The 23,604-nt window shown below is 63.0% G+C and carries 23 protein-coding genes; 11 read left to right on the top strand and 12 right to left on the bottom strand.

Translation table 11 applies throughout. The annotated features are described in order from the left end of the window. Positions 1 to 51 precede the first annotated feature (51 nt). The 7 genes from F4827_RS36060 to F4827_RS31630 all read right to left on the bottom strand — a co-directional run bounded on the left by F4827_RS36060 (position 52) and on the right by F4827_RS31630 (position 6,934). Positions 52 to 528 carry a PAAR domain-containing protein gene (locus tag F4827_RS36060; RefSeq protein ID WP_183731944.1) on the bottom strand — a complete coding sequence of 159 codons (477 nt, stop codon included), beginning with the start codon at positions 526 to 528 and terminating at the stop codon, positions 52 to 54. 408 nt (positions 529 to 936) lie between these two features. Continuing rightward, positions 937 to 1,302: a response regulator gene (locus tag F4827_RS31655; protein ID WP_027820075.1), complete on the bottom strand. Its 366-nt coding sequence runs from the start codon at positions 1,300 to 1,302 to the stop codon at positions 937 to 939. A 51-nt stretch (positions 1,303 to 1,353) separates the two neighbouring features. Continuing rightward, positions 1,354 to 2,349 (bottom strand): chemotaxis protein CheX, encoded by a 996-nt coding sequence (locus F4827_RS31650; protein WP_183731941.1) that lies wholly within the window; start codon positions 2,347 to 2,349, stop codon positions 1,354 to 1,356. 80 nt (positions 2,350 to 2,429) lie between these two features. Continuing rightward, the gene (locus tag F4827_RS31645; protein WP_183731938.1) at positions 2,430 to 2,960 is read right to left on the bottom strand and encodes a hypothetical protein; all 531 of its coding nucleotides are present in this window, start codon (positions 2,958 to 2,960) and stop codon (positions 2,430 to 2,432) included. Beyond that, positions 2,957 to 3,703: a methyl-accepting chemotaxis protein gene (locus F4827_RS31640; RefSeq protein ID WP_311674978.1), complete on the bottom strand. Its 747-nt coding sequence runs from the start codon at positions 3,701 to 3,703 to the stop codon at positions 2,957 to 2,959. Before F4827_RS31640 ends, F4827_RS31645 begins: the two co-directional genes overlap by 4 nt. Before the next feature lie 18 nt (positions 3,704 to 3,721). After that, positions 3,722 to 6,073 carry a HAMP domain-containing protein gene (locus F4827_RS31635; protein ID WP_183731935.1) on the bottom strand — a complete coding sequence of 784 codons (2,352 nt, stop codon included), beginning with the start codon at positions 6,071 to 6,073 and terminating at the stop codon, positions 3,722 to 3,724. A 183-nt stretch (positions 6,074 to 6,256) separates the two neighbouring features. Further along, positions 6,257 to 6,934 (bottom strand): GNAT family N-acetyltransferase, encoded by a 678-nt coding sequence (locus F4827_RS31630; protein ID WP_260175499.1) that lies wholly within the window; start codon positions 6,932 to 6,934, stop codon positions 6,257 to 6,259. On the opposite strand from F4827_RS31630, the gene F4827_RS31625 reads away from it, so the two are divergent. Further along, on the top strand, positions 6,933 to 7,760 hold the full coding sequence (locus F4827_RS31625) for an AraC family transcriptional regulator (RefSeq protein WP_260175498.1): 828 nt from the start codon (positions 6,933 to 6,935) through the stop codon (positions 7,758 to 7,760). The two genes, F4827_RS31630 and F4827_RS31625, sit on opposite strands and share 2 nt — an antisense overlap. A gap of 10 nt (positions 7,761 to 7,770) precedes the next feature. On the opposite strand, the gene F4827_RS31620 is transcribed toward F4827_RS31625, so the two are convergent. Continuing rightward, positions 7,771 to 8,358: a LysE family translocator gene (locus F4827_RS31620; protein ID WP_183731929.1), complete on the bottom strand. Its 588-nt coding sequence runs from the start codon at positions 8,356 to 8,358 to the stop codon at positions 7,771 to 7,773. Between the two features lie 209 nt (positions 8,359 to 8,567). On the opposite strand from F4827_RS31620, the gene cobF reads away from it, so the two are divergent. Further along, positions 8,568 to 9,338, top strand: coding sequence for a precorrin-6A synthase (deacetylating) (gene cobF, locus F4827_RS31615; protein WP_183731926.1), 771 nt, complete (start codon positions 8,568 to 8,570; stop codon positions 9,336 to 9,338). Between the two features lie 15 nt (positions 9,339 to 9,353). Here the strand turns inward: cobF and F4827_RS31610 are convergent, their stop codons facing one another. Further along, positions 9,354 to 10,277, bottom strand: coding sequence for a DMT family transporter (locus F4827_RS31610; protein WP_183731923.1), 924 nt, complete (start codon positions 10,275 to 10,277; stop codon positions 9,354 to 9,356). Between the two features lie 100 nt (positions 10,278 to 10,377). Here F4827_RS31610 and F4827_RS31605 point away from each other — a divergent pair, with 100 nt between their 5' ends. After that, positions 10,378 to 11,307 (top strand): LysR family transcriptional regulator, encoded by a 930-nt coding sequence (locus tag F4827_RS31605; RefSeq protein WP_183731920.1) that lies wholly within the window; start codon positions 10,378 to 10,380, stop codon positions 11,305 to 11,307. Between the two features lie 3 nt (positions 11,308 to 11,310). Here the strand turns inward: F4827_RS31605 and F4827_RS31600 are convergent, their stop codons facing one another. The 3 genes from F4827_RS31600 to F4827_RS31590 all read right to left on the bottom strand — a co-directional run bounded on the left by F4827_RS31600 (position 11,311) and on the right by F4827_RS31590 (position 15,029). Beyond that, positions 11,311 to 11,994 (bottom strand): PepSY-associated TM helix domain-containing protein, encoded by a 684-nt coding sequence (locus F4827_RS31600; RefSeq protein ID WP_199124659.1) that lies wholly within the window; start codon positions 11,992 to 11,994, stop codon positions 11,311 to 11,313. Continuing rightward, positions 11,991 to 12,674, bottom strand: coding sequence for a Fe2+-dependent dioxygenase (locus F4827_RS31595; protein ID WP_183731917.1), 684 nt, complete (start codon positions 12,672 to 12,674; stop codon positions 11,991 to 11,993). Before F4827_RS31595 ends, F4827_RS31600 begins: the two co-directional genes overlap by 4 nt. A 150-nt stretch (positions 12,675 to 12,824) precedes the next feature. Then, positions 12,825 to 15,029 (bottom strand): TonB-dependent siderophore receptor, encoded by a 2,205-nt coding sequence (locus F4827_RS31590; protein WP_183731914.1) that lies wholly within the window; start codon positions 15,027 to 15,029, stop codon positions 12,825 to 12,827. Positions 15,030 to 15,550: 521 nt separating this feature from the next. Here F4827_RS31590 and F4827_RS31585 point away from each other — a divergent pair. The 8 genes from F4827_RS31585 (at position 15,551) to F4827_RS31550 (ending at position 23,581) form a co-directional block, all read left to right on the top strand. Beyond that, positions 15,551 to 15,742, top strand: coding sequence for a hypothetical protein (locus F4827_RS31585; RefSeq protein WP_183731911.1), 192 nt, complete (start codon positions 15,551 to 15,553; stop codon positions 15,740 to 15,742). 28 nt (positions 15,743 to 15,770) lie between these two features. Then, complete coding sequence (locus F4827_RS31580; RefSeq protein ID WP_183731908.1) at positions 15,771 to 15,956, top strand: hypothetical protein; 186 nt, start codon at positions 15,771 to 15,773, stop codon at positions 15,954 to 15,956. A 128-nt stretch (positions 15,957 to 16,084) separates the two neighbouring features. Then, positions 16,085 to 16,390, top strand: a complete 306-nt coding sequence (locus F4827_RS31575; protein WP_183731905.1) for a hypothetical protein — start codon at positions 16,085 to 16,087, stop codon at positions 16,388 to 16,390. Between the two features lie 251 nt (positions 16,391 to 16,641). Next, entirely contained in the window at positions 16,642 to 18,288 is a 1,647-nt protein-coding gene (locus F4827_RS31570) for a methyl-accepting chemotaxis protein (protein WP_183731902.1), read from the top strand. 518 nt (positions 18,289 to 18,806) lie between these two features. Then, the gene (locus tag F4827_RS31565; RefSeq protein ID WP_183731899.1) at positions 18,807 to 19,052 is read left to right on the top strand and encodes a hypothetical protein; all 246 of its coding nucleotides are present in this window, start codon (positions 18,807 to 18,809) and stop codon (positions 19,050 to 19,052) included. Between the two features lie 412 nt (positions 19,053 to 19,464). After that, a complete protein-coding gene (locus tag F4827_RS31560; RefSeq protein ID WP_183731896.1) occupies positions 19,465 to 20,454 on the top strand; it encodes a DedA family protein/thiosulfate sulfurtransferase GlpE in 990 nt (329 codons plus the stop codon). Between the two features lie 69 nt (positions 20,455 to 20,523). Then, positions 20,524 to 22,296 carry an FAD-dependent oxidoreductase gene (locus F4827_RS31555; protein WP_183731893.1) on the top strand — a complete coding sequence of 591 codons (1,773 nt, stop codon included), beginning with the start codon at positions 20,524 to 20,526 and terminating at the stop codon, positions 22,294 to 22,296. Then, positions 22,289 to 23,581: a winged helix-turn-helix domain-containing protein gene (locus F4827_RS31550; RefSeq protein WP_183731890.1), complete on the top strand. Its 1,293-nt coding sequence runs from the start codon at positions 22,289 to 22,291 to the stop codon at positions 23,579 to 23,581. The genes F4827_RS31555 and F4827_RS31550 overlap by 8 nt, the downstream gene beginning before the upstream one ends. Positions 23,582 to 23,604: the final 23 nt, after the last annotated feature.

The following is a 23,604-nucleotide window of genomic DNA, read 5'->3' as shown; positions in this document are numbered from 1 at the left end:
GCTGAGGCAAACTACTATCGGCAACTTGAAACGGTTGCCGCTGAACCGGCATTAACTTAAACCAACCAGCCTCCACGATTCCCGGGGCGGTTCAATCTGGGATCCAGCGAGAACGCGGTACCGAACTCCGCACATGAGTCCGCCATCCTGATCGAGAAGCTCGTATTGCTCGTCATATAGCTCGCGCGTCGAATCCCCTGCTGGTATGGCGCACTTCGAAGGATCAGCGGCCAATTCGTCCGCTTCAAAGCTATGCCATGCGAGATTCTGCGAAGCGATGCAAATCGGCCGGGGGCTGCATTTGCAAGCGCATTCGTCACCATCTAGCGCCTGCTGCTTACCGTTCATCGTCGCCTTTCTGTGCGGTCCCACCCACGCAACGAAGCCTTCCGAGTTACACGCCGGACACCAGATTCGCGCACCAATAAACGCTACACTTCTACCTTGAACCGTGGAATTTTCCGCACCTTCAAGAACGGCCCCACCAGCCGTTGTGTTATCGCCCACTCTCAATAGAGCTCGCCTCATTTTCTGAACTCCTCGCAACACTCCCTGTTTCTCAGCATTACTCTTCCTCAGATTAACTACCAAAGGATCCGGGCCGACGCTGGACCGGCAACCAAGGTGAGCAACACGTCAGCTCAGCTGGAAATAATCCACGGATCAGGACTCAGGAGTATCAGTAAGATCCGAAAAATTGGAATTTAACCTTGAGCACCTACGAAATCGAAAATTATTTGATATCAAATAAATAGCCAACTGGATCTCGAAGAGCTTGAATGGTTATTTCTCATTCGAAAAATCAAAGGGTGCAATTCAAAAACGGTATCGATAAAAACAAAAAAGGCCAACCCGATAAAAACCGGATCAGCCTTTCGCTTAAATCAACATCAACCTAAACCGCCAGCCAGAACGCCCCGTTCTATCGCCGCGCGATCAACCCGCCAGCTTGCGGAACGTCTCCAGCACGGCTTCGCCCTTGAACGGCTTGACGATCCAGCCGCGCACGCCTGCCGCCTTGCCGCGCTCCTTCATCGCCGGGCTGCTTTCCGTCGTCAGCATCACGACGTTCACGGCCGTGTTCGCCAGTTCGCTGCGGATTTTCTCGACCATCGTGAGGCCGTCCATGTTCGGCATGTTCACGTCGCTCACCACCAGCTTCACGCCGGGGTTCGCTTTCAGCTTCGCGAGGCCGTCCTTGCCGTCCACCGCCGTGTCCACGTCCAGACCGTTCTTGCGCAGAAAGCCCGCCACTTCGTCGCGCACCGTGCTCGAATCGTCCACCACCAGAATCTTTGCCATGTTGTCTGTTTCCTTCGCGCCATGACCGGCGCGCCTGTCAAAATCGGTTCGTTAAAACAGTTCGAGTTCGCCGCTCGCCTGCTCCACTTCAGCGGCGGCCGCGGCTTGTGCCGCCGTCTCGTCGAAACCCTCGCGCGACCAGCCGAGGCTGAATACGAAGCGCTGGTCGATCACCACCTCGCGGCCCGTCGTGGGACACGTGAGGCGATATTTGATGCATAGCTGCGGATTGTCCGAGCCAAACGAAAGATAGCGCCGCCGGTGATTGATGAGCAGCGGCACCTGCACCTGCGCGCGGTTCTCGCCTTCTTGCGCGCCATGCTGCGCGTTGCCCAGATAGCGGTTGCGGAACGCGCCCCACACGAGATTCGTCAGTTCGCCCAGCACGCCGTTGACGTCGCGGAAATCGCTGGTTTCGTCGCGGCCCGCGCGCGGCGGCAGCAGTTCGATCAGCGGCGCTTCCTCGGCCTGCATCAGCAACCAGCCGCGGCACCACGCCGTTTCGATCGGAATCAGCGTCAGCACTTCGCCGAAGATGATGCGGTCGCGCACCACGCTTGGCGTATCCCAGTTCACGTCCAGGTCCGGAAACAGCCCGCGCAGGCGTCCAAAGGTCAGATCGGTGATGCCGTCAACGAGCGGGTCCGGATAATCGTCCGAGAACACATGGGTGGCGAGCGCCGCCTGCAGCGCTTCCGGTTCGTCGTCAATCCAGCTCGTGCGCGGCACCCGGCGCAGCGCTTCGGGCAGATCGTCGGCTGCGCCATCCGCTTGCCTGGAAGCACGGCGCAGCACGATCGGCAGTTCCGGCCGCTCTACCTCCAGTGCCACCGCCACGGCCGCCGCGGCTTCGCGCGAGCCGCCGAAATCCTCGCCGAGCAGTACGCCGCCCAGGTCGTAATGCGTCTGCAGGGCCGTGGCCAGCGCCTCTCGCCGCACCTGCACGCACGCGAGATGATGCTCGGCGACGATGGCTTCGAGCGCCTGCGCGCGTGCCCTATCGTTTTCCAGCAGCAGAATCTTGCTGCCAGGCTTGTTCGTGTTCATGCGTCTGCTTTCCTGCGCTTGCGAAGGCGTTCGTGATTCGTGGTGCTGCGGGGTATTACGGGATGTTGCGTGAAATCGATTTAAAACAATTCGAGTTCGCCAGCGCCTTCGTGCTCGCCAACCCGTTCCACCGCAATAAAGTCGAGCGGCGTATGCGTGCAGATGCACAGCGTCGCGCCCAGCCGCACGCGCCCGTCGAGCGTGAGCGAATACGACTTCACGCTGTCCGGCTTCAACTCGCGCAAATACGGCAAGCACTGACTGCCGAGCGAATACGGCGTGGACATGCCCAGATCGGGGAAATGCTCGACCAGTTGCTGGTTCATCGATCCGCAGCACAGGTTGCCGAATTCCATGAATGTATCCAGCACAGTACGGCCGCCATCCGCCGCGTAGTAACCGCGGGTTGCTTCGTCATCCTTCACATGCAGCAACAGCAGCACGCGGAACTGCATCGAGGAAATCGTCAGCACGACCACCTGCTCGCCCTGCGCAACATCGTTCGGCGCCGGTGTAATCTCGCAGCCGTGCTGCGGATCGGTGACGAGGCGCGTGCGCGCCGCGCCAAAGAAGATCCGCTCGAAACTGTCCTGCGCATGCGTGCCTATCATGCGTGCGCCTCGGCGCGCGCGTCTTCCAGCTCCGCGCGCAATTGCTGCGAAAGCGATTCCACGCTCGCAAGCGATGCGGCGATCATCTTGCCGCCCGCCTGAATGTCCTGGAACGTCGCCGTCGTGATGAGGTCGTTGCGATGCAGGCTGTCGCGATAGCTCTTCGACAATTCCTGAGAGCGCGTCGCCAGCGTGCGCACTTCGCCTGCCACGATCGAGAAGCCGCGTCCCGCCGCGCCCGCGCGCGCCGCTTCGATCGACGCGTTGAGCGACACGATCAGCACATGGCTCACGATCGACGACAGCTCCTGGTTCTTCTGGTGCATGTCGTGGTTCTGCGACATCAGCGAGATCATCTGCTCATGCCAGCGCTCGAATGTGACCGACATCTGCTTGAGGCGCGCGGCCTCGGCGGCGATGCGTTCGATGCGATGCAGCGCGTCGGTGCTGCGCGCGCGCTCGGCGGCCAGCGTCGCCTCCATCGCGTCGGCCACCATGCGGCGTTGCGCGAGGTCCGCACGCAACGAATCGATCTGCGTCGCCAGATCCTCATGCTCGTGCGCCGCGCTGTCCCGCGCGTCGTGCAGGCGCGCTTCAGCCTGCGCGAGCGCGGCGTCGTGCGCCTCTTGAAGCGCGAGCAGCGCTTCGTTGGCCTGGCTGCGTGCGCGCAGGCGCAGCACGACGGCGCATAGCGCCGGCACTGCAAAACCCGCCACCGCGCCGATCAAATACGGAAACACCACGTCATCCCCCGCTGCGCGTCAAGCCAGCGCTTCTTCTTGCACAGCCGCTCGTGCAGGCGCCGCAGCGACGGCACAGCTTTGCGGTAGATAGACGATTGTTTCGAAGTGCCGATAATCGGCGCCTTCGCGGTTATCAGTGAAACGCAATTCGATACGGCCGCCCTCGCGTTCGAGGAAGTCGCGCACGGCGTCCATACCCACGCCACGGCCCGACACTTCGGTCACGCTATGCGCCGTGGAGAAACCCGCGCGGAAGATGAAGGCCGCGATATCTTCGTCGCTGATCGTTTCGTCCGCGCCCAACCAGCCGCGCCCGGTCGCGATGCCGCGAATGCGCGCGAGCGCAAGGCCACGGCCATCGTCGGCCAGCGCGATGCGCAGTGCGCCTTCGCTCATGGCCAGCTTGATGTCGATATGGCCCGCTTCAGCTTTGCCCAGCTCGCGGCGCTGCGCCGGCGTTTCGATGCCGTGATCGAGCGAGTTGCGCAGCAGATGCGTGAAGACGTCGCTGACCGTGCCGGCTGCTTCGGCGCGCAGACGGTAGCCGCCGTCGTCGATACGCACCACGGGCGCGGCCTTGTCGAGTTCCTGCGCCAGCGAAGGCAGCGAATCGATCACGCCAGCGAGAGCGTCTTCGACGCTTTCGGTGCCGATGCCGCCCAGCAGGCTGCGCAGTTCCTCGCGCATCGCGCGCAGCGAGCCGATATCGTCCTGATTCGCGCTATCCAGCAGACGCAGGCTGGCGTCGATCTGATCGCGGCCGATGCTCAGGCCTTCATCCTTCGAACGCGCACCGCGGCCAAGGCTCACTTCGTTGAGCGTCGCGTAGTGATCGACGGCTTCGCGCACGCGATGCAGATCGTCGATCAGCGCCTGCTGGTCCCACGCGTGGCTGGTATCTGCGCGGCGCAGCGCGTCGTAGCGCTGCTCGACTTCATGCACCACGCCCGTGAGATGCTGGAGGCTATAAGTGCGCGCATTGCCCTTGATGGTGTGCATGTTGCGGAACAGCGCGTCGATCGCGCTCATATCCGCGCAATCGTGCTGGCGAATGATGCGTTCGTTTTCGTGAATGAAGCCGGTTGCGCCCTCAACGAAGTTGTGGAACTTCTCTTCGCTGACCGCGAGAATTTCGCCGATCATCTGCAGGCGGCGCTTCTGCTCGCCCGCTTCCGCCGCGAGTTCGCGCAGTTCGGTCACGTCGCGAACGCACAGCATCAGGCGCACGACCACATCGTTTTCATCGGTAATGGCCGACCAGCTCAGGTCGAGCACTTTCTTGCGGCCATCGGGCATCGTGCGCGTGACTTCGTTGACCAGCAGATGCTGGTTGAACGCGAAGTTCACGTCGTCTTCACCAAGGCAAGCCTGCACGGCGGCGTCGATCTGCGAGAGCGTGTCGGCATCCAGCTCCGTGTGCGAGAACACGAGATCCATCAGCGAACGGCCCGCGATTTCCTTCGTTTCGAAAATCGCTTCCAGATAGGCCGAATATTCGTTGTGAACCGTTGCGCCCTCAACTACCGTCAAGATGCCTTGCTGCATGTTCTGCAACATCGCCTGAATGTCGGCGGTCTTGCGCTTGAGTTGCGCGGAGCTGTGCTGGATCTTTTCGATCATGCCGTTGAACGCCACGATCGAATGACCGATTTCGTCCATGCGGCCCACCGGCACGCGACGCGTGAAATCCTGGTTCGACGCGATCTCGCTCATCTCTTCCTGCATGCGCGAAAGCGGGCGCGTGATCTGGCGATACAGCAGCAGGCCAATGGCGGTGAGCAGCACGACCGCGCCGCCCGTCACACCGGCAATGGCGCTGGTGGTGGTGTCGAGCATGCCGTTGAGCGCGTTGATGGCGTCGTCTTTCTGGCGGTTCTTCTCGACGCGCATCGTGGTGACGATGCCTTCGAGTTCGTCGCGATATTGCGCGACGTTGGCGAACAGATAGGCCTGGGCAAGTTCGTTCTTGCCCGCGGCCTTCATCTTCGCGGTGTCGTCGATTGCGTTGAAATAGTTCGTGATGCTTTCCTGCGCCTGCGCGACCAGACCGTCCTGCGCGTGGCTCGCGGCCGCCTGCTTCTGCACGTCGAGCGCGGCGCGCAGCGCGGTTTCCTTCTTCTTGAGGTCGTCCTGAGCGAGCTGCGCGGTGGTCGCGTCCGGCGCGTAGACCAGCGTCATCGTCGCAAGCTGCACGTCCTTGACTAGCGAGACGAGATCGGAAGACGCCAGCGCGCTGGGCACGACGCCCTGCGTAACCTGGTGAACATCGGTGGCGCTGCGGCGCGTCTGATAAACCGCGTAGCCGCCGATGGCGGACAGCGCGACGAACATCAGAGCGATGAGTAGCGTGATGCGGTGACGAATGGTCATGTCGAAATCCCCGAGGCCTTGACCGTACCGGGCGCGCTATCGTTTGCACGCCTCGTGACACGAAGGCCAATTTATTCGGAGTGGATTATCGACCGGGTTGTATGACGAAATGATGAATGTACTTAATTCGTGCGCCAACGCACAGACAGAATTGGCGCGATTGCAAGCGCATTCAAGGCGAGATCAGTCGAGCATCAGCACCATCAGATCTTCGTCGAAATACTCGTCGCCGATTTTCAGCGCGCGCATCTCCCGACCGTAAATAACGAAACCCAAGGACAAGTACAACGTTTGCGCGCGCGAATTCTGCGTACAGACACTCAATTGAACCTGTTCGACGCCACTCTCTTTGGCGCGTTCGATGGCGGTTTCAATGAGGCGCCGCGCAATGCCTGCACGCCGATAAGCCGGATCGACGAAAACACCCCAGATCAGCGATTTGTGCGCCCATTTCACACGCTGCTCGCGCCGCCAGCCAGCGATTCCGATCAGCGTCTCGCCATTGAATGCGCCGAACATCGCCTGCTGATCGGTTTCCCGCACGCGCGCGATAATGTCTTCGGCAGTCGAGCGCGCTTCTTCCTCGGGTGTAGAGACAATGGCGAACGGCGTGTCGGCTGCCGCATGCACACGCAAGGCGCGAAAGGCACCGATATCGTTTTCGTTGAGCGTGCGGATCGTCAGCAAAGGGGTATTCGCAGTCGCGTTCGCAGTCGCGTTCATAGGCAGTGGGTATCCGTTCGAATTGAGGCGAGCCGCCAAACTAACACGACTTGCGCGCCGCGCCGCGTTAAGATCAAGTTCCCATGTCTTCGTGAATAGCATGCGATTCACGAAGGCATCGCTTTCGAGGTCCGCCATGCCCCAATCCACTGACGCCACGCCCAATTTCTGGCGCGACGACGCCCTGCCTTTCATCGAAGTGCGCGCCATCGCCGATGGCCGCAAGGTCCGCTACGGCCGCCATGCGCACAGCACGTTCTCGATCGGCTCGATTCTGGGCGGCCGCAGCACCTATCTGAACGGCGACACGCTGGAGCACATTCATGCAGGCGCGGTTGTCGTCATCAATGCGCAAGTGGCGCACGCCTGCAATCCCGCCGACGACGAAGCGTGGACCTATCGCATGTTTCATATCGACGTGGACTGGCTCGCGCGCCTGCAACAGACATTGGGTTTTGGCGCGCAAGAAGGTTATCGCCCATTCGAGCAGACACTCTCGTGGGACGCCGATCTGTTCGACGGCTTGAATGCGCTGTACGACCTGCTGGTCGATCCGCAGGTGGACGCATGGCGCAAGGAGAGCGCGGCCACGCAGTATTTCACGCTGCTCCAGCAAACGCTCAATCCCGCGCCCGATGGCGACGCGTCACGCGCGCCGGATCAGCGCATCGTGCGCGCCGCCGAATTCATCGACGATAACTACACGCGCGCGCTCAAGCTCGAAGACATCTGCGCGGCGGCGGAGCTATCGCCTTCATACCTGATTCGCGCGTTTCGCGAGCAATACGGCCTCACGCCGCATGCCTACCTGGTCAATCGGCGCATCGAATTCAGCCGCGCGCAATTGCGTCGCGGCCACGCCATTGCCGATGTGGCCGCAGAAGCCGGTTTCGCCGATCAGGCACATTTGCAGCGCGTGTTTCGCCAGTTCGTCGCAGCCACGCCGGGACAATATCGCGGCTGACGCACAGGCTTTAATCGAGCAGCAGCCATAAGGCGCTTGCCGCCAGCAGCGCCGCCATCGTCCGGTTCACCAAGCGCACCCGCTCCGGTTCGCGCAAGGCCTGGCGCAGCGATGCGCCCGCCCATGCCCAGCAAGCAATCGACGCGAAACAGACCACGAAGTAGATTGCCGCGAACTGCCATACGAGCGCTTTTTCGCCGGAGGCCGCGTAGGCGCCCATGCCCGCGACCGATGCGAGCCACGCCTTGGGATTGAGCCATTGCATCGCCGCGCCAGCGAGCAGCGTGGGGCCGCGCGCTGCGCCCGTGGTGTCGATACGGCCATCGTCGGCAGCGAGTTTCCACGCGACGTAAAGCAGAAACGCCACGCCCGCCCATTCGATTACGCGCGTGAGCATCGGCCATTGCACGAGCAGTTCGTGCAGACCGAGGCCGATCAGCAGCAACAGCAGCGCAAAGCCCACCGTTGCGCCCGTGACGTGGCGCAGGCTCGCGCGCAAGCCATAACGCGCGCCCGCACCGAGCGCGACAATATTGACGGGACCTGGCGTGATGGATGTGGCCAGTGCGAAGGCGGCCATGGAAAGTACGGTACTCACGATTCTCCTCGATACGCCCAACGGCGATGATTCAGCGTCGAGCGTACGCAAGGCCAGAGCGTGCGTATTGAAGAAAATTACTTCGATGCGGCGGCGGGCCACGATCCGGGCATCTGGCGTGTCATGCGCGTGGTCGTCGGATGGCGGACTCGCGCTATCATCGCCGCATCTGTGCCGCGCGGCGGCGACTCTCTTGTGCAGACTTCAACGTGAAAAAGATTCTGATTATCGGCATCGGCGCGGGCGATCCCAACTATCTGACCGTGCAAGCCATCGAGGCGCTCAACGCCGCCAACGTATTCTTCGTGATGGATAAAGGTCCGGCGAAAGACAAGCTCGTCGCGCTGCGCAAGGAAATCTGCGCACGATTTATCCGGAATCCTGATTATCGGATCGTGGAGGCAAGCAGCCCCGAGCGGCGGCGCGATGGCGTCGAATACAAGGCCGCCGTGGACGAACTCAATCGCGACAAGCAGCGCGTGTTTGAAGGTCTGATCGAGAGCGAACTCGCCGATGGACAATGCGGCGCGTTCCTCGTCTGGGGCGATCCATCGCTCTATGACAGCACGATCCGCATTCTCGATGCGATCCTCGCCGATGGGCGTATCGCGTTCGAGTTCGAGGTCATTCCGGGTATCAGCAGCGTGCAGGCGCTGGCGGCGAAGCACCGCGTGCCGCTGAACTTCATCGGCAAGCCGGTGAGCATCACGACCGGGCGGCGTCTCGCGGAAAACGGCTTTCCCGACGATGCGGACAGCGCCGTGGTGATGCTCGACGCACAAAATGCCTATACGCAGATCGCGGGCGAGGACCTCGATATTTACTGGGGTGCTTATGTGGGCACGCCCGACGAGATTCTCATGGCCGGGCCGCTGGACGAAGTGAAGGACCAGATCGTGCGCGTGCGCGCCGAAGCGCGCGAAGCCAACGGATGGATCATGGATACGTATCTGCTGCGCAAGCGCGGCGTGAAGGACTAATGGGGCGAAGCCGCTTCAGGCGTTCGCGGCTTCGGTGAGCGCGGCGGCGTCGGCGCGCTTCCATTGCACCGTTGCGAGCAGCGAAGCGGCGACAATCAGCGCACCGCCGGTCCACGCCACGACGCTCAGGCGTTCGCCCAGCCAGAGGCACGCGAAAAGCGCGCCAAACGCGGGTTCGCTGCCCATCAGCAAGGCCACGCGCGTTGGACTGCTGCGGCGTACGGCGTAGTTCTGGACGAAGAAGGCGAAGAGGGTCGCACCCAGTACAAGCCAGATCACGCTGCCCCAGAACGATAGATGCGTCGCCAGCGCCGGCAACGGCTGCCATTGCGAAGGTGCGAAGACCACGGCGAGCACGATGCTGCCGCTCGCCACGCAACCCGCTTGCACCGCCGTGACGGCAAGCGGATCGAGCTTTGCGTCGCGCATGACGCGCTTGGTCACACAGACCGCAAAGCCTCGCAGCATTGCCGCAAGCACGATCAGGGAGTCGCCCCCATTTAGCGCGTGGAGTCCGCCCGTCAACAGCCAGGCCCCCGCGAGTGAAGCGGCCACGGCGAGCCACTCCGCGCGCAAGGGCTTGCGCCGCAACATGGCCCATTCGAACATCGGCGTGAACACCACGCACAGGCTCACCAGAAATGCCGCATTGGAGGCGCGCGTGAATGCCAGCCCAAATGCCTCACACAAAAAAATCGCGAGCAGCAGGCCGCCCATCAGCATCGCGCCGCCTAGCGCCTTGCGCGAGACGCCGCGCAGTGTCCGAAGCGCGGGCGAGAGCAGCACGAATGCCAGCGCAAACCGCAACGCCAACAACCCCAATACCGGATAAAACGCCAGCGCGTGCTTGACCACGCCGTAACTCGTGCCCCAGACAATGGCGACGGCGAGCAGCAGCCAGTCGGCGAGATGCATCAGGCGGGCGAAGCGCGAAAACATGGCGGAAACCTCGTGGATGGCGGGAGCGGCCATTGTCCTGCTTTGCATTCGTGACGATAATCTGGCTACCGCGCACAGCTTTTATGTTTTGATTGCACAGATGAACCCGACCGAACTTTTCGCCCTGCTCCCTGACCTCGCGACCTTCGCGCGCGTGGTCGAGGCCGGCAATTTCTCGGTGGCCGCGCGCCAGTTGGGCAGCACGCCGTCGACGGTCAGCCGCCAGATCAAACGTCTGGAGGAAGCGCTAGGCGCGCGTCTGCTGGAGCGCTCGACGCGCCAGATTCGCGTGACCGAATCGGGCCAGCAGGTGTATCGGCATTGCCGCGACATGGTCGGCTCGGCAGCAGGCGCCATCGACGCCGCAGGCCAGCTCGCCGCCAGACCGCAGGGCCGCGTGAGCGTCGCCGCGCCCACGGCCTATGCCAAGACCGTGATTCATCCGCTGATTCCGGGCTTTTTGCGCGAGTTCGCTGAAGTGGATGTGCAACTCGTCTTTATCGACCATGAAGTCGATCCGCTGCGCGACGGTCTGGATCTGGTGATCCGTGCGACGCGCACGCCGCCGCCCGGACTTGCCGCGCGCCAGTTGGGCGAGGTGCGCTGGCTGCTGTGCGCGTCGCCCGCGTATCTGGCCGCGCACGGCACGCCGCTTGCCCCGCGCGAACTGGCGCAGCACGATTGCCTATGGCTGGGTGAAACCGCCGACGATCACCGCTGGCGTCTGCGCCAGGGCGCGCAAACGCAGACCGTCGAGGTGAAGGGCCGCTATATCGCGAACCATACAGGCGCGCGTCTGGAAGCGGCGATGGAAGATTGGGGCATCGCCTGCCTGCCCGAATTCACTGCCGCCCAAGCGTTGCGCGACGGTCGGCTCGTGCAGGTGCTGCCAGAATGGATCTTCGAGGCGCGCGCCTATATGGGCCCGGTCTGGCTGCTGTATCCGCCCAACCGTTTTTTGCCGCCCAAGGTGCGCGCCTTTATCGACTATTTGGCGCGGCATCTGAGCCGCGCGGATCGGACCGGGTAACGCTCAGGCCAGCCCGACGCACACCGCCACGACGATCGAGCCGATCACCAGCACCGCGCCCACCGTCTTGCGCTTGTTCAGCTCGGTCCACAGCAGCACGCCCGTGAGCGAGAGCAGGATGAGCGCGCCCGCGAAGGTGTCGATGAACAGCACCCAGCCGATGCTCATGCCCACGCCCTTGTGCAGGTTCGTGATGGTCGCCATCAGCGAATTGTCGGAGCGTTTGAGCGAAACCGTATCGTTGCCCACCCAGTATTCGGCGCTCACGCTTTCATGCGGGGCGGTGAACATGATCTGCCAGTGCTCGGGCTGGACCACGGTGCGATCGCCCCAGGCCACCTTGTGCTCCGGCTCCTTCTGCACGCGGCCCATGCGTTGCGGCAGCTTCAGATCGGGCTGCGACTTCAGCCACTTGACGAGATCGCGCGGCGTTTCGGGCGCGGGATCGGGCACGTCCAGCTGCATCGAAGAAACCTGCGGCGCGCCCGGCGAAATGCGCAGCGGCTCCATGCGGTGATTGAGCACGAAGCCCGTGACGCCGAACAGCAAGCCGAGCGCCGCGCCCCACAAGCCCACCCAGCCATGCACCTTGCGCAGCCACTTGATGAAAGTGGCGCGGCGCGAGCGCTTCGTGCGCTCGCTACGTTGCTGATCGTCGATCAATACGGCGCTTTCAGTAGAACTCACGTCTCGCTCCAGATACGCAAAAGATTGTGATAACAGCCCACGAGGCTGCGGCGCGCCTGCGCGTCCGCGTCGCTCGCGTTCAGGCGTTGAATGGCGGTGTCCATGTCGAACAGCAGCGCGCGTTTGGTGTCGTCGCGCACGAGGCTTTGCACCCAGAAAAAACTGCCCACGCGCGCGCCGCGCGTGACCGGATTCACCTGATGCAGGCTCGTGGCCGGATAGACGATCATGTCGCCCGCCGGCAGCTTCACCTCCTGCACGCCGTAGGTGTCTTCGACGACCAGCTCGCCGCCGTCGTATTCGTCGGGTGCGGAAAGAAACAGCGTCGCCGAAACATCGGTGCGCAGCTTCACGCCGTTGGGCAGCACGCGCACCGCACCATCGACATGCGAGCCGAACGTCATGCCGCCTTCGTAGCGGTTGAACAGTGGCGGATACACCTGATTGGGCAGCGCCGCGCTGATGAAGAGCGGATTGCGCTCGATGGCGGCCAGCACCACATCGCCCAGTTCGCGCGCCAGCGGGGTGTGCTCGGCGATCTGCTGATTGCGCTTGACGGGCGCGCCTTGCCAGCCGGCCGTCGCGCGGCCGTCAACCCAGGCGTCGTCTGCGTTGTCGAGCCGCGCGCGCATCGCCTGCACCTGTTCGGGCGTCAGGACGTTCGGGATATGGATCAGCATCGTCGTTTCCTTCGATCGTTGCGCATGAAACTAACTGGTTTCATTACGCGGCATTACAGAGGGTATGGACGCACAAAAGCCCGCAATCATGCGGGCTTTGCGTGACACCGGCGTGGAGACTTGATTAGCGCCGGTTACCAACCTTCCGGTTCAGAAGCGGTAATCGAACGTCGCGAGCAACGTACGACCCACGCCCGGCACCGAACGTCCGCCATCCGACTGGATGAGGGCGTCATAGTAGAACTTGTTCGTCAGGTTCAGCAAATTGAGTCTCGCGTCCCACTTCTTCTCGTGATACGCGGCCATCGCGTCCCAGCGCGTGTAGCCGCCCACCTGCACGTAGTTCGTGTTGGCCGCGTAACGCGACGACATATAGGTCGGGCCGCCGCCCACTTCCCAATGCGGCGTGAACGCATAGGTGGTCCACAGCGTGAAGGTATTGCGCGGCGTATTCGCAGGCGTCTTGCCCTGGGTGCCGTCGGCGGCCTTGAGCACGATGGCGTCCATATAGGTGTAGCCCGCGAACACCTGCCACTTGTCGGTGATGTGGCCGGTTGCGCCCGCCTGGAAGCCACGCACGCGAATATCGCCTTCGAGCGTGTATTCGCCGGTCGATGTCTGCGTACGCGCGTTATCCATTTCCTGCTGGAAGAACGCCGAAGTCACAGACAAGTTGCCGCCCAGCAGATCCCACTTGCCGCCCACCTCATACGACTTGGTGTGCTCGGGCGCGAGACCCTGGGTGTTGTTCGTGACGGTCAGCGCTTCCAGCGACGGATCGAACGACGTGCCGTACGAGAAGTAATACGACTGCCAGTCGGTCGGCTGATAGATCGCACCGGCGCGCACGCTCGTGAACGTATTGGTCTGCGCCGCATAGTTCGGAGCACTGATGGAGTTCGTAATATGCGCCTGGAAGCGATCCCAGCGCACGCCGCCAATCAGTTTCCAGTGCTCGCCCAGCGACATCGTTTCGTTGAAATACGCCGCCAGCGTGGTCGCGCCCGATTCCGCGTGATTGCCGACCGTCGTGGTGACGTTCGAGGGCGTCGGAATATAGACGGGGTCGAGCAGCGAAACGATCGGAAGATTGTTGCGCGTGTAGGCCTGATTCGTGTAGCTGTCGTGGCCCACTTCAACACCCGCGATCATCTCGTGCTTCACGAAGCCGGTGTTGAACTTGTACTGCGCCATCGTATCGTTATAGACCGAGTGATTCTCGATCACGCGATCGTGGCTCTGCAGCTTCACGTAGAGATCGGAAAGCGGCAGTGTCGTGTAGTTGCCGTTCTTGAGCGCCGTGCTGCTCGACAGCGGCCCCGTGAGGACCGCCTGCGCGGCTGTTTCGCGCGCGTCGGTGAGCGAGTGCGAGAAGCCGGTCTGGTTGCTGATCTTGAACTGATCGTTGAACTTGTGATCGACGCGCGCGGAAACCGTCTGAAGATCCTGGATCGTGCGGTCGTCGGTCAAGCCGTAGTACGTGCTCTTCGACGGCGCGAACGCATGACCGTTGATCGACTGCACGCCGTAATCGGGCTGGTCGTAGTTGTGCTGGATCAGCGCCGAAAGCGTGACTTCGGTGGGCGTGCCGATGCCAAAGCGCAGCGTCGGCGCGAAGCCGTAGTCCTTGTTCATCATCTCGTCGCGGGTCGAACCCAGCGACTGGCCGAACGCATTCAGACGGAACGCCGCGTGATCGCCAAGCGCACGATCGACGTCGAGCGTCGCGCGATAGCGGTCATCGGTGCCGATGGTGGACGAGACTTCCGTGAGCGGCTTGAGACCGGCCTGCTTGCTCACCTGGTTGATCACGCCGCCCGTGGAGCCACGGCCGAACAGCATCGACGACGGACCGTACAGCACCTCGATCGATTCGAGATCGAAGGTGTCGCGATAGTACTGGTTGCGGTCGCGGAAGCCGTCCAGATAGATGTCGTTCTGCGCCGTGAAGCCGCGCAGATTGATGTTGTTGCCGATCTGGCCGCCTTCCGCGCCGCCGATGGTGATGCCGGGCGCGTTGCGCAGCGCGTCCTGGAACGAGGTCGCGCCTTGCGACTGGATCAGCGCCTTGTTGATGACCGTTACCGTCTGCGGAATATCGCGCAGCGCCGTGGGCGTCTTCGCGCCGACGGTCGATTTTTCGGCCTGGAAGTCCTGCGCAGCGGCCTCCGCGCTCACGGCGACGGCGGGCAGCGTGCCGTTGTCGTCGGCCTTGGCATTGGCTTTCGACGCGGCCGACGTGGCGGCGGCGCCCGAAGCGGCAACGGCAGGCGCGCTCTGGGCGAGCGCGGAAGAAGCAAACGGCAAGGCAAAAGCTAGCGCGAGCGCACTCGCGAGCGGCGTCCTGATCAACATGGGTTCCCTGTGCGACAAAAGAAATCCGTCCGGTGGAACGCGCGATGGCGGCGCGTTCGGCCTGGACGGCGATGGCTGGCTGGCCGCCCCAAATTGCGCACAGGGACTGACGAGGCTGGCTATTCTTGATTTAAAGCCCCGACGACCATCGTGGGGTCGCCGAGAGAATGAGAATCGATATCATTCCAGAAGTTAATTTATATTTCAATTGGTTGATGCATTTCAGCTACATCACGGAGGGACTTCGAGGTCTTCTATGACTTAATAAAAATGTAAGTTAATTGATTTGATATCGTAATTTAACGGGACTTATTTGTCTGACTAAAGGCGCTCGCCAATTGATGCGCAAAGCCTTTAAACGCTACAAAACCTGCTTATTTATTTCGCATGACTCACCATTAGCGCGAACCTGACGACGAAGTGCAGCCCGTGTCTCGTCAGCGCAATCGAACTTGTCTGATTGGCCCCAGTGGCGTGAATTTTTAAGATGTGACTCCGGTACTTCTATCAGGAGCCGCATCGTGGCCTACCCCGTTTTATTCCGCGCAATCCTCGTTTCAATCGTCGTGCTAGCCGGCGTCGTGATCCTGTTTGCCCCTTCGCCTGATCCCGTGATCGCACGGCGACGCGCCGTTCTACGCATCAGCGGCGTCGCAATTGTCGCGCTGGCGATGGCGCTGCTTGCTGTCGTCGCTTTGCTTGCGCCAGGCTGAGCAGCGCATCGGTAAAGGACAGCCAGTCATGCTCATTGCCATCGTTCTCAGGGTTTTGGATCCCGTGTTCGTCTTCTGCGACGATCTTCCGGTCATGCTTGCCCGCAGTATCTGGCGCCGCATGAACCGTCGATCCACACGCTTCGTGGCGTCAGTTGATCTCGTCATCATCGTGACTCTTCTGATCGTCGCCTATGCGTGGATAGGTTCATGACGCGAACCGCATCGGCAGGGGAACCCGTCGACAGAATAATTTCGTATTCCTTCTATTTTGAATGGCGCAAGGTGCGCGCAATATTCATGACGACATCGCTGGATTGGCCAGCAAAAAGGAGTCAGACAATGGAACAACTTGCAACCGTACAGAGCGCACAGCCCGAGTCGATCGATCAGCAAAAGCGCCCCCTAGTGCAAAAGCCGATTGGCTCGATCTTCGTGGATGCACTGATGCTCACGCGCGTCGCGAGTGCGCAGACGGACCTGAGTTTCGTGACCAATCTGACGTTCCATCCGCATGGCAGCGCCACGATTCACCTCAAGAACGGCGAGTTCGATATCACCATGAACCAGTGCGCGGCATCGACGATCGACGCCAGTGACGGTGTGAGCGCAATCCTGATGTTGAGTCCGGCCGGGGTGACGGATTGAGGCTGGGACGGCGTCGGGGACGGCGAAGGACTGAGTGGCGGGTTGATCCACAGAAACCGGGTCAAGCATCCGCATAGCCCGCGCACATCCCCGCCATTGCCTTGACACCGCAAGCGATTCCGCTGCAGCCCCCAACCGATGCGTCCCGAATTAAAGATCTATTGCAGACAAAGGCCCTAAAGATCGTGGGGGAAATGCCGTTAATCCTGGCATGTTGTCGGGCCATGACCGGCCGATCTGCAAGGAATCCTATGCGCAACAACCAACCCGTCACGCAGCAGGAGTTCGACTATCCTGCTTCACAGATGCTCGTTTCGGCCACCGATCTCAAGGGCCGCATTCAGTATTGCAATCCCGCCTTTGTCGCCGTCTCCGGTTTCACCAAGGACGAACTGATCGGCAAAGCGCACAACATCATCCGCCATCCCGACATGCCGTCCGAAGCCTTCGCCGACATGTGGGCGACGATCGGTTCGGGCCGGCCCTGGACTGCGCTCGTGAAGAACCGCCGCAAGTCCGGCGATCACTACTGGGTGCGCGCGAACGTGACGCCCGTGTCCCAGCAGGGCACCGTCGTCGGTTATCTGAGCGTGCGCGTGAAACCCAGTCGCGAAGAAGTGCGCGAGGCCGAGCAGCTCTATGCGCAGATGCGCGAGGGCCGCTTGCGCGGCGTGCGTCTGCAACAGGGCGATCTCACGCGCACCGGCTTGATCGGCTCGATCAAGGCGCTCATGCGTTTGCCGATCGCCACGCGTATCGGCATCGGCTATGCGCTGGTGCCTGCCGCACTGGCGGCGGCGGGTTTCGGGGCGTGGCAGGGTCTGCCGCCCACGCCGTTCTGGTGTGCGTTCGGCGCGGCCGCCGTATGCAGCGTCGCGGCCTGGCGTTTGTCCACGCGTCATCTCGGCGCGCCGCTCGCGCAAATGTCGGCGGCGTCCACGCGCATGGCCGCAGGCGATCTGACCGCCACGCTTGCGATCGCGTCGAAGGACGATCTCGGTGACGTGCTGCAGGCGCTCAATCAGTTGCAGGCCAATCTCACGGCCATCGTCTACGACGTGCGCTCGCAGATCGACGGCATGCTCAACGCCGCGCACGAAATCTCGACGGGCAATCTCGATCTGTCACGTCGCACCGAATTGCAGGCCGCCTCGCTCGAAGAGACGGCGGCCACCATGGATCAACTCACCACCACCGTGCAGGCCAACGCGGAAGCCAGCACGCGCGCGCTCGATCTGGCGCGCGAGGCGCAGGATGCCGCGGCCCAGGGCGGCTCGATCGCGGGCCGCATGGAGCGCACGATGGTGGGTATCACCGACGCCTCGAAGCGCATCTCCGATATCACCGGCGTGATCGACGGCATCGCTTTCCAGACCAACATCCTCGCGCTCAACGCCGCCGTCGAAGCCGCGCGTGCGGGCGAGGCGGGCCGCTCGTTCGCCGTGGTGGCGGGCGAGGTGCGCATGCTCGCGCAGCGCTGCGCGGCATCGGCGAAGGAGATCAAGCAGGTGGTCGACGCCAGCGTGCACGAAATCGCCCAGGGCACCGAACTGGTGGAGCTCACGACCGCGCAGATGCGCGCCATCGACCAGGCCGTGAGCCGCGTCTCGTCGATCATCGTCGAAGTCGCCAACGCGAGCGGCGAGCAGGCCGAGGGCATCCGCCAGGTCAATCAGGCGGTCGCCCATCTGGACAGCGCCACCCAGCAGAACGCGGCGCTGGTCGAACAGGCCGCCGCCACGGCGCAGCGTCTGGCCGAGCAGGCCGATGTGCTGGACGAAGCGGTGCGCCTCTTCACGGTCGCGGGCGCGGATGCGAGCGTGCGCAAGAGCCCGGCGAAGCGCCCGGTTGCGCGAACGACGCGCAGCCAGCACGCTCAAGAGGAAGCCGAGGTTTAATCGCGAACGGCCACAAGAAAGCGCCGTAATGCCGTCGTAATCATTTTGCGTGCTGCATTTAAGCAGACAGATCGGCATTTGTCCCATCTCGACAGCAGGCATTGCAGCCCGCAATATCAGAAGCGTCAGGCGCTCACTCCGTGAGCGTCTGATCCGAGTAACAACGGCGTTTCGACGGCTCGCCCGGCCTCTACCGGGTGAGCCGTTTTTTCTTTGCGGCCCCCCGCATGAATGGTGAGGATCTACGGGAGGCCGATAGCGCCAGGACAACGCTTCGCCACCTGAGCGAGCGTATTAAGCACCCTTTGCGTCACGCCCATGACAAAGCCTGAGGCAATGCAACAAGTTCGGTGCACCGTTGCAGGGCGCGCAAAAATGCTCGTGCAAACGTTGACTCGCGTTAAACTGATTGGCCGGGTCAGGCGGCGCGCGCGGTATGTGCGCCCGCGCTCACAGCACTGAGACGCCGCGCGGCCGACCCCGTACAATTGGCTCGACCACCTACGAGGACAACATCAATGCGCACGACCGGGGCTTCCGGAACCATGACCCTGCTCACCGAGCATGACGACGCTACCGGCCGCGAAACGCGTTCATTGCGCCTCGAATCTTCGGCCGACGGCAAGAGCCTGCTGCTGATTGAAATCGACGAGCGCAAGCCAGGTATCCACCGCGAAGTGCGTTATGAAATCACGCCCGCGGAGCTGATCGCCGCCATCCGCGCTCAAGGCGCCGAGCTACCTGGGGAATCGCACACCCGCTAAAGTCCGCATCGGGGTCGAACGCGGCTTTACCACGCGCCTGCCGACCGTGCGGGCCGTCTGCACGAAGGCGCCGTCACGGTGTCTTCGTGCGCTTCCACGCTTGTTGTTCTGCTGGTTTTTTCTTCAGTACTTCCTGAGTTGCGCGATGCCTCATTCATACGGTGCCGCGCGCCGTTTCATACGCGTGCCGCGCGTGTCGTGCATGCTCGCCCACTTGTGTTTTAGCTGTCTGGCGGGCATCGAACGCGCCGGGGCTTAAGCGCATCGATTCCGCATTGCGCGTATGCTCCCCAACTCGCGTTCCAGGGCGCTCGCAGCCTCGCTTGCACGCCTTCGAAATGCGTCCATAATCGTTACGTTATTCTTCAAATCTGCGCTGCCCGTGCGGCGCTCCAAGGCAGGAAGTAAGCCGATGCTACATGACCTCATCGCGCAGTACGGCCCTGCGCTCGTGTTTCTCAACGTGCTTGCCGGCGCACTGGGCCTGCCGGTGCCCGCCATGCCCGCGCTCGTGCTGTTCGGCGCAATGGCCGCCATGCATCCGGGTTCGATCGGCCAGCAGGTCGCGCCGGTGCTCGGCCTGTCCGTGCTCGCCATGCTGATCGGCGACAGTGTCTGGTTCATGGCCGGCCGGCTCTACGGCGGCAATACGCTCAAGACGCTCTGCAAGCTCTCGCTCTCGCGCGACACCTGCGTGAAGAAAACCGAACGGTTTTTTGGCCGCTGGGGCGTGCGCGTGCTCGCGGTCGCCAAGTTCGTGCCGGGTCTCTCGCTGGTTTCGGTGCCGCTGGCCGGCGCAATGGGCACGCCTTATCGCCAGTTCGTCGGTTTCGACGGGATCGGCGCGGCGCTGTGGTCGGGCACCGGTCTGCTGATCGGCGTGCTGTTTGCGCCGCAGATCGACATGATGCTCGCGGGCGCGAGCCGCCTTGGCCGCTTTGCCGCGGTGGTGGTCGCCGTTCTGCTGCTGCTCTACGCGACCTATCGCTGGCAGCGCCGCCGCCAGCTCATCAAGAAGCTCGCGAACGCGCGCATCACGGTGGACGATCTCTTCCGCGCGATGGCCAACAAGCCGCCGCCAGTGGTGTTCGACATCCGCTCGGAGGAAAAGCGCAAGCTCGATCCGTTCATCATTCCGGGCGCGTTGTTCGCCGACGAGCGCAAGCTCGACGAGATTCTCACGAAGTATCCGCCCGAGCAGAAGCTGGTGATCTACTGCTCGTGCCCCAATGAAATTTCCGCGGCCTGGATGGCGAAGAAGCTTGTCGAGGCCGGTTTCGTCGACGTGGTGCCGCTGCTTGGCGGCCTGGACGCCTGGCGCGATTCCGGGCGTGCGCTCGAATCGCTGGTGATGACCCAGCATCCCGAAGTGCCAGTCAACATCACGCCGAAAGCTGTCTGATTCCGCGCGGCCGCAGGGGCAAACGCAAGACCAGACCCGGGCCGCCGCGCGCATGAGGAGAATCGCCTGATGGGCTCCATTGCCACTGAGCCGCCTCGCTACGAGGCATCGTCTTCGCCGCAATCCACGCTTTCCGACACCCAGCCGCAGCCCGCCGAAGCGCCGTTCTCGACGCTCTCCACGCGGCGGCACCAGATGTTCCCCGAACTCACCGATGACGAGATCGCGCGCCTCGCGCGCTTCGGCGAGCGCCGTCATTGGGAGCCAGGCGAACTGCTGTTCCATACCGGCGAAACCGGCCCCGGCATGTTCGTGCTGCTCGCGGGCTCCGTGAAGGTATTCCAGCGCGACGGCCTGGGCCGCGAGCGCCTGATCGTCGAACATGGGCGCGGTCATTTCCTCGCCGAAGTCGGCCAGCTTTCGGGCGGCCCGGCGCTGGTCGACGGCCTGGCGCTCGAACCCGTCGACGCCATCCTGATTCCACCCGAGCAGCTGCGCGCAGCCATCGTCGCCGAAGCCGAACTTGGAGAGCGCATCGTGCGCGCGCTGATCCTGCGCCGCGTCTCGCTGATCGAGAAAGGCGCGGGCGGCCCGATCCTCGTCGGCAAGCACAACGATCCCGCGCTGCTCTCGCTGCAAGGCTTCCTCACGCGCAACGGCCATCCGTATTCGGTGCTCGACGAACGCGATGAAAGCATGCTCTGCGTGATCGAGCGCTTCGCGGCGCGCTGCGAAGATCTGCCGCTCGTGATCTGCCCGGACGGCAGCGTGTTGCGCCATCCGTCCGCACCGGAACTCGCCACCTGTCTGGGACTGCTGCCCGAGCTCAACGGCGAGCGCGTCTATGACGTGGCGGTCGTGGGCGCGGGGCCGGCGGGCCTCGCCACCGCCGTTTATGCGGCTTCCGAAGGCCTCTCGGTGATCGTGCTCGACTCGCGTGCGCCGGGCGGCCAGGCGGGCGCCAGTTCGCGCATCGAAAATTACCTGGGCTTTCCGACCGGCATCTCCGGCCAGGCGCTCGCGGGCCGCGCGTTCGTGCAGGCGCAGAAGTTCGGCGCGCATGTGGCGATTCCGGTCTCGGTGAAAAAGCTTCATTGCAACGAGCATCCGCGCCGCCTCGAAACCTGTAGCGGCGACGTGCGCGCGCACACTGTCGTGATCGCGAGCGGCGCGATCTATCGGCGGCCCAGCATCGCGGGACTCGACCGCTATACGGGGCGCGGCGTCTATTACTGGGCTTCGCCGGTCGAAGCGAAGCTCTGCAAGCATGAAAACGTCGTGCTGGTGGGGGGCGGCAATTCCGCCGGGCAGGCAATCGTCTATCTGTCTACTCAGGCGCGTCAGATCGATGTGCTGATCCGCAAGGCCGGCTTCGAATCGACGATGTCGCGCTATCTGATCGACCGCATCGCCTCGCTGCCGAATGTGAACGTGCATCCGCGCAGCGAGATCGGCGGCCTCGACGAGGACGCAGCCGGGCTCGCCGCGATCCGGCTCAAGTCGCCCTGCCCCGAAGGCATCGACCATTTCGACGCGCGCCATCTATTCCTCTTCACCGGCGCGGACCCGAACACCAGCTGGCTGCGCGAATGCGGCGTGGCGCTCGATGCGAACGGCTTCGTGCTGACCGGCGCGAACGATGCGTCGTGCAGCCTCGCGACATCGGTGGCAGGCGTCTACGCGATCGGCGACGCGCGCGCGGGCTCGACCAAACGCGTTGCGGCCGCCGTGGGCGAAGGTGCCGCCGTGGTCGCGCAGATCCACCAGTTGCTGGGCGCGATGCCCTCCGGCGCCGGACAGGCCGTGACGCCGGTGGCCTCGATGGCGGGCCTGCATGCGTGACGACGCGGCGCTCGAAGACAACGACGCGAGTCCTTGCGCGTCGAGCGCCGCAAGCTGCGTGACGTTGCCGCTCGCCGCGGCGCGCACGCTGCATCTGGCCGCGCAAGGCTTGCTCGCGCCGCCGCGCCGCAAGGCCACGTCCGACGATGTGCTGAACGCGATACGCCGCATGGCGCAACTGCAGATCGACACCATTCATGTGGTCGCTCGCAGTCCTTATTTCGTGCTGTTCAGCCGCCTGGGCGCGTACGACATGCGTTGGCTCGACGCGCATCTCGCCGCTGGGCATCTGTTCGAATATTGGTCGCACGAAGCCTGTTTCGTGCCGATCGAGGATTACGGACTGCTGCGCCATCGCATGCTGGACCCGTCAGGCATGGGCTGGAAATACGCCGCCGAATGGCACGCAAGGCATCGCCGCGAAATCGACGCGCTACTGCAAAGCATCCGCGAGAACGGACCCGTGCGTTCGTCCGATTTCGCGCGCGCCGATGGCGACAAAGGCGGCGGCTGGTGGGACTGGAAGCCCGAAAAACGTCATCTGGAAGTGCTGTTCGCGACCGGCGCGCTGATGGTGGCGCAGCGGCACAACTTCCAGCGCGTCTACGACGTGGCCGAGCGCGTGCTGCCCAACTGGAACGATGCGCGCGACCTGCCCACGCGCGCCGAGGCCGAACGTACGCTGCTGCTGCGCACCGCCCTTGCGCTGGGCGTGCTGCGCGCGGATTGGGCCGCCGACTACTACCGGCTGCCGCGTCGCCCTTACGCGCAAGCCCTGCATGCGCTCGCCGATGCGGGCGAGCTCATTCCCGTACGCGTGGCGGGCTGGAAGCCCGATGCCTTCGTGCATCGCGATCATGCACCGCTCATCGATGCCGCCGCCAATGGCACGCTCGCCTCGACGGTCACGACGCTGCTTTCGCCGTTCGATCCGGTGGTATGGGACCGCAAGCGCGCGGTGACGCTATTCGGCTTCGACTATGCGATCGAGTGTTATACGCCCGCGCACAAGCGCAAATACGGTTACTTCGCACTACCGATCTTGAATCGCGGGAAATTGATTGGACGCGTGGATGCGAAAGCACATCGCGCCCAGCGGGTATTCGAAGTGAAGGCACTGCATCTGGAGCCGGGCGTGCGTATCAGCGGCCGGCTGGTGAGCGACGTGCGGCGCGCGCTGCAACGTTGCGCCGACTGGCATGAGACGCCAGAGTTGCGCATCGGCGAAGCCCCGCACGGGCTGGCCGACGCCTTGCTCGCGCAGACGCTTCAAGGCGATGCGTGAATTTAGCTGAAGCGCGTCGCCCT

Source organism: Paraburkholderia bannensis (assembly GCF_014200455.1).
Lineage (GTDB): Bacteria > Pseudomonadota > Gammaproteobacteria > Burkholderiales > Burkholderiaceae > Paraburkholderia > Paraburkholderia bannensis_A.
This window is presented reverse-complemented; position numbering and strand designations above follow the sequence as displayed.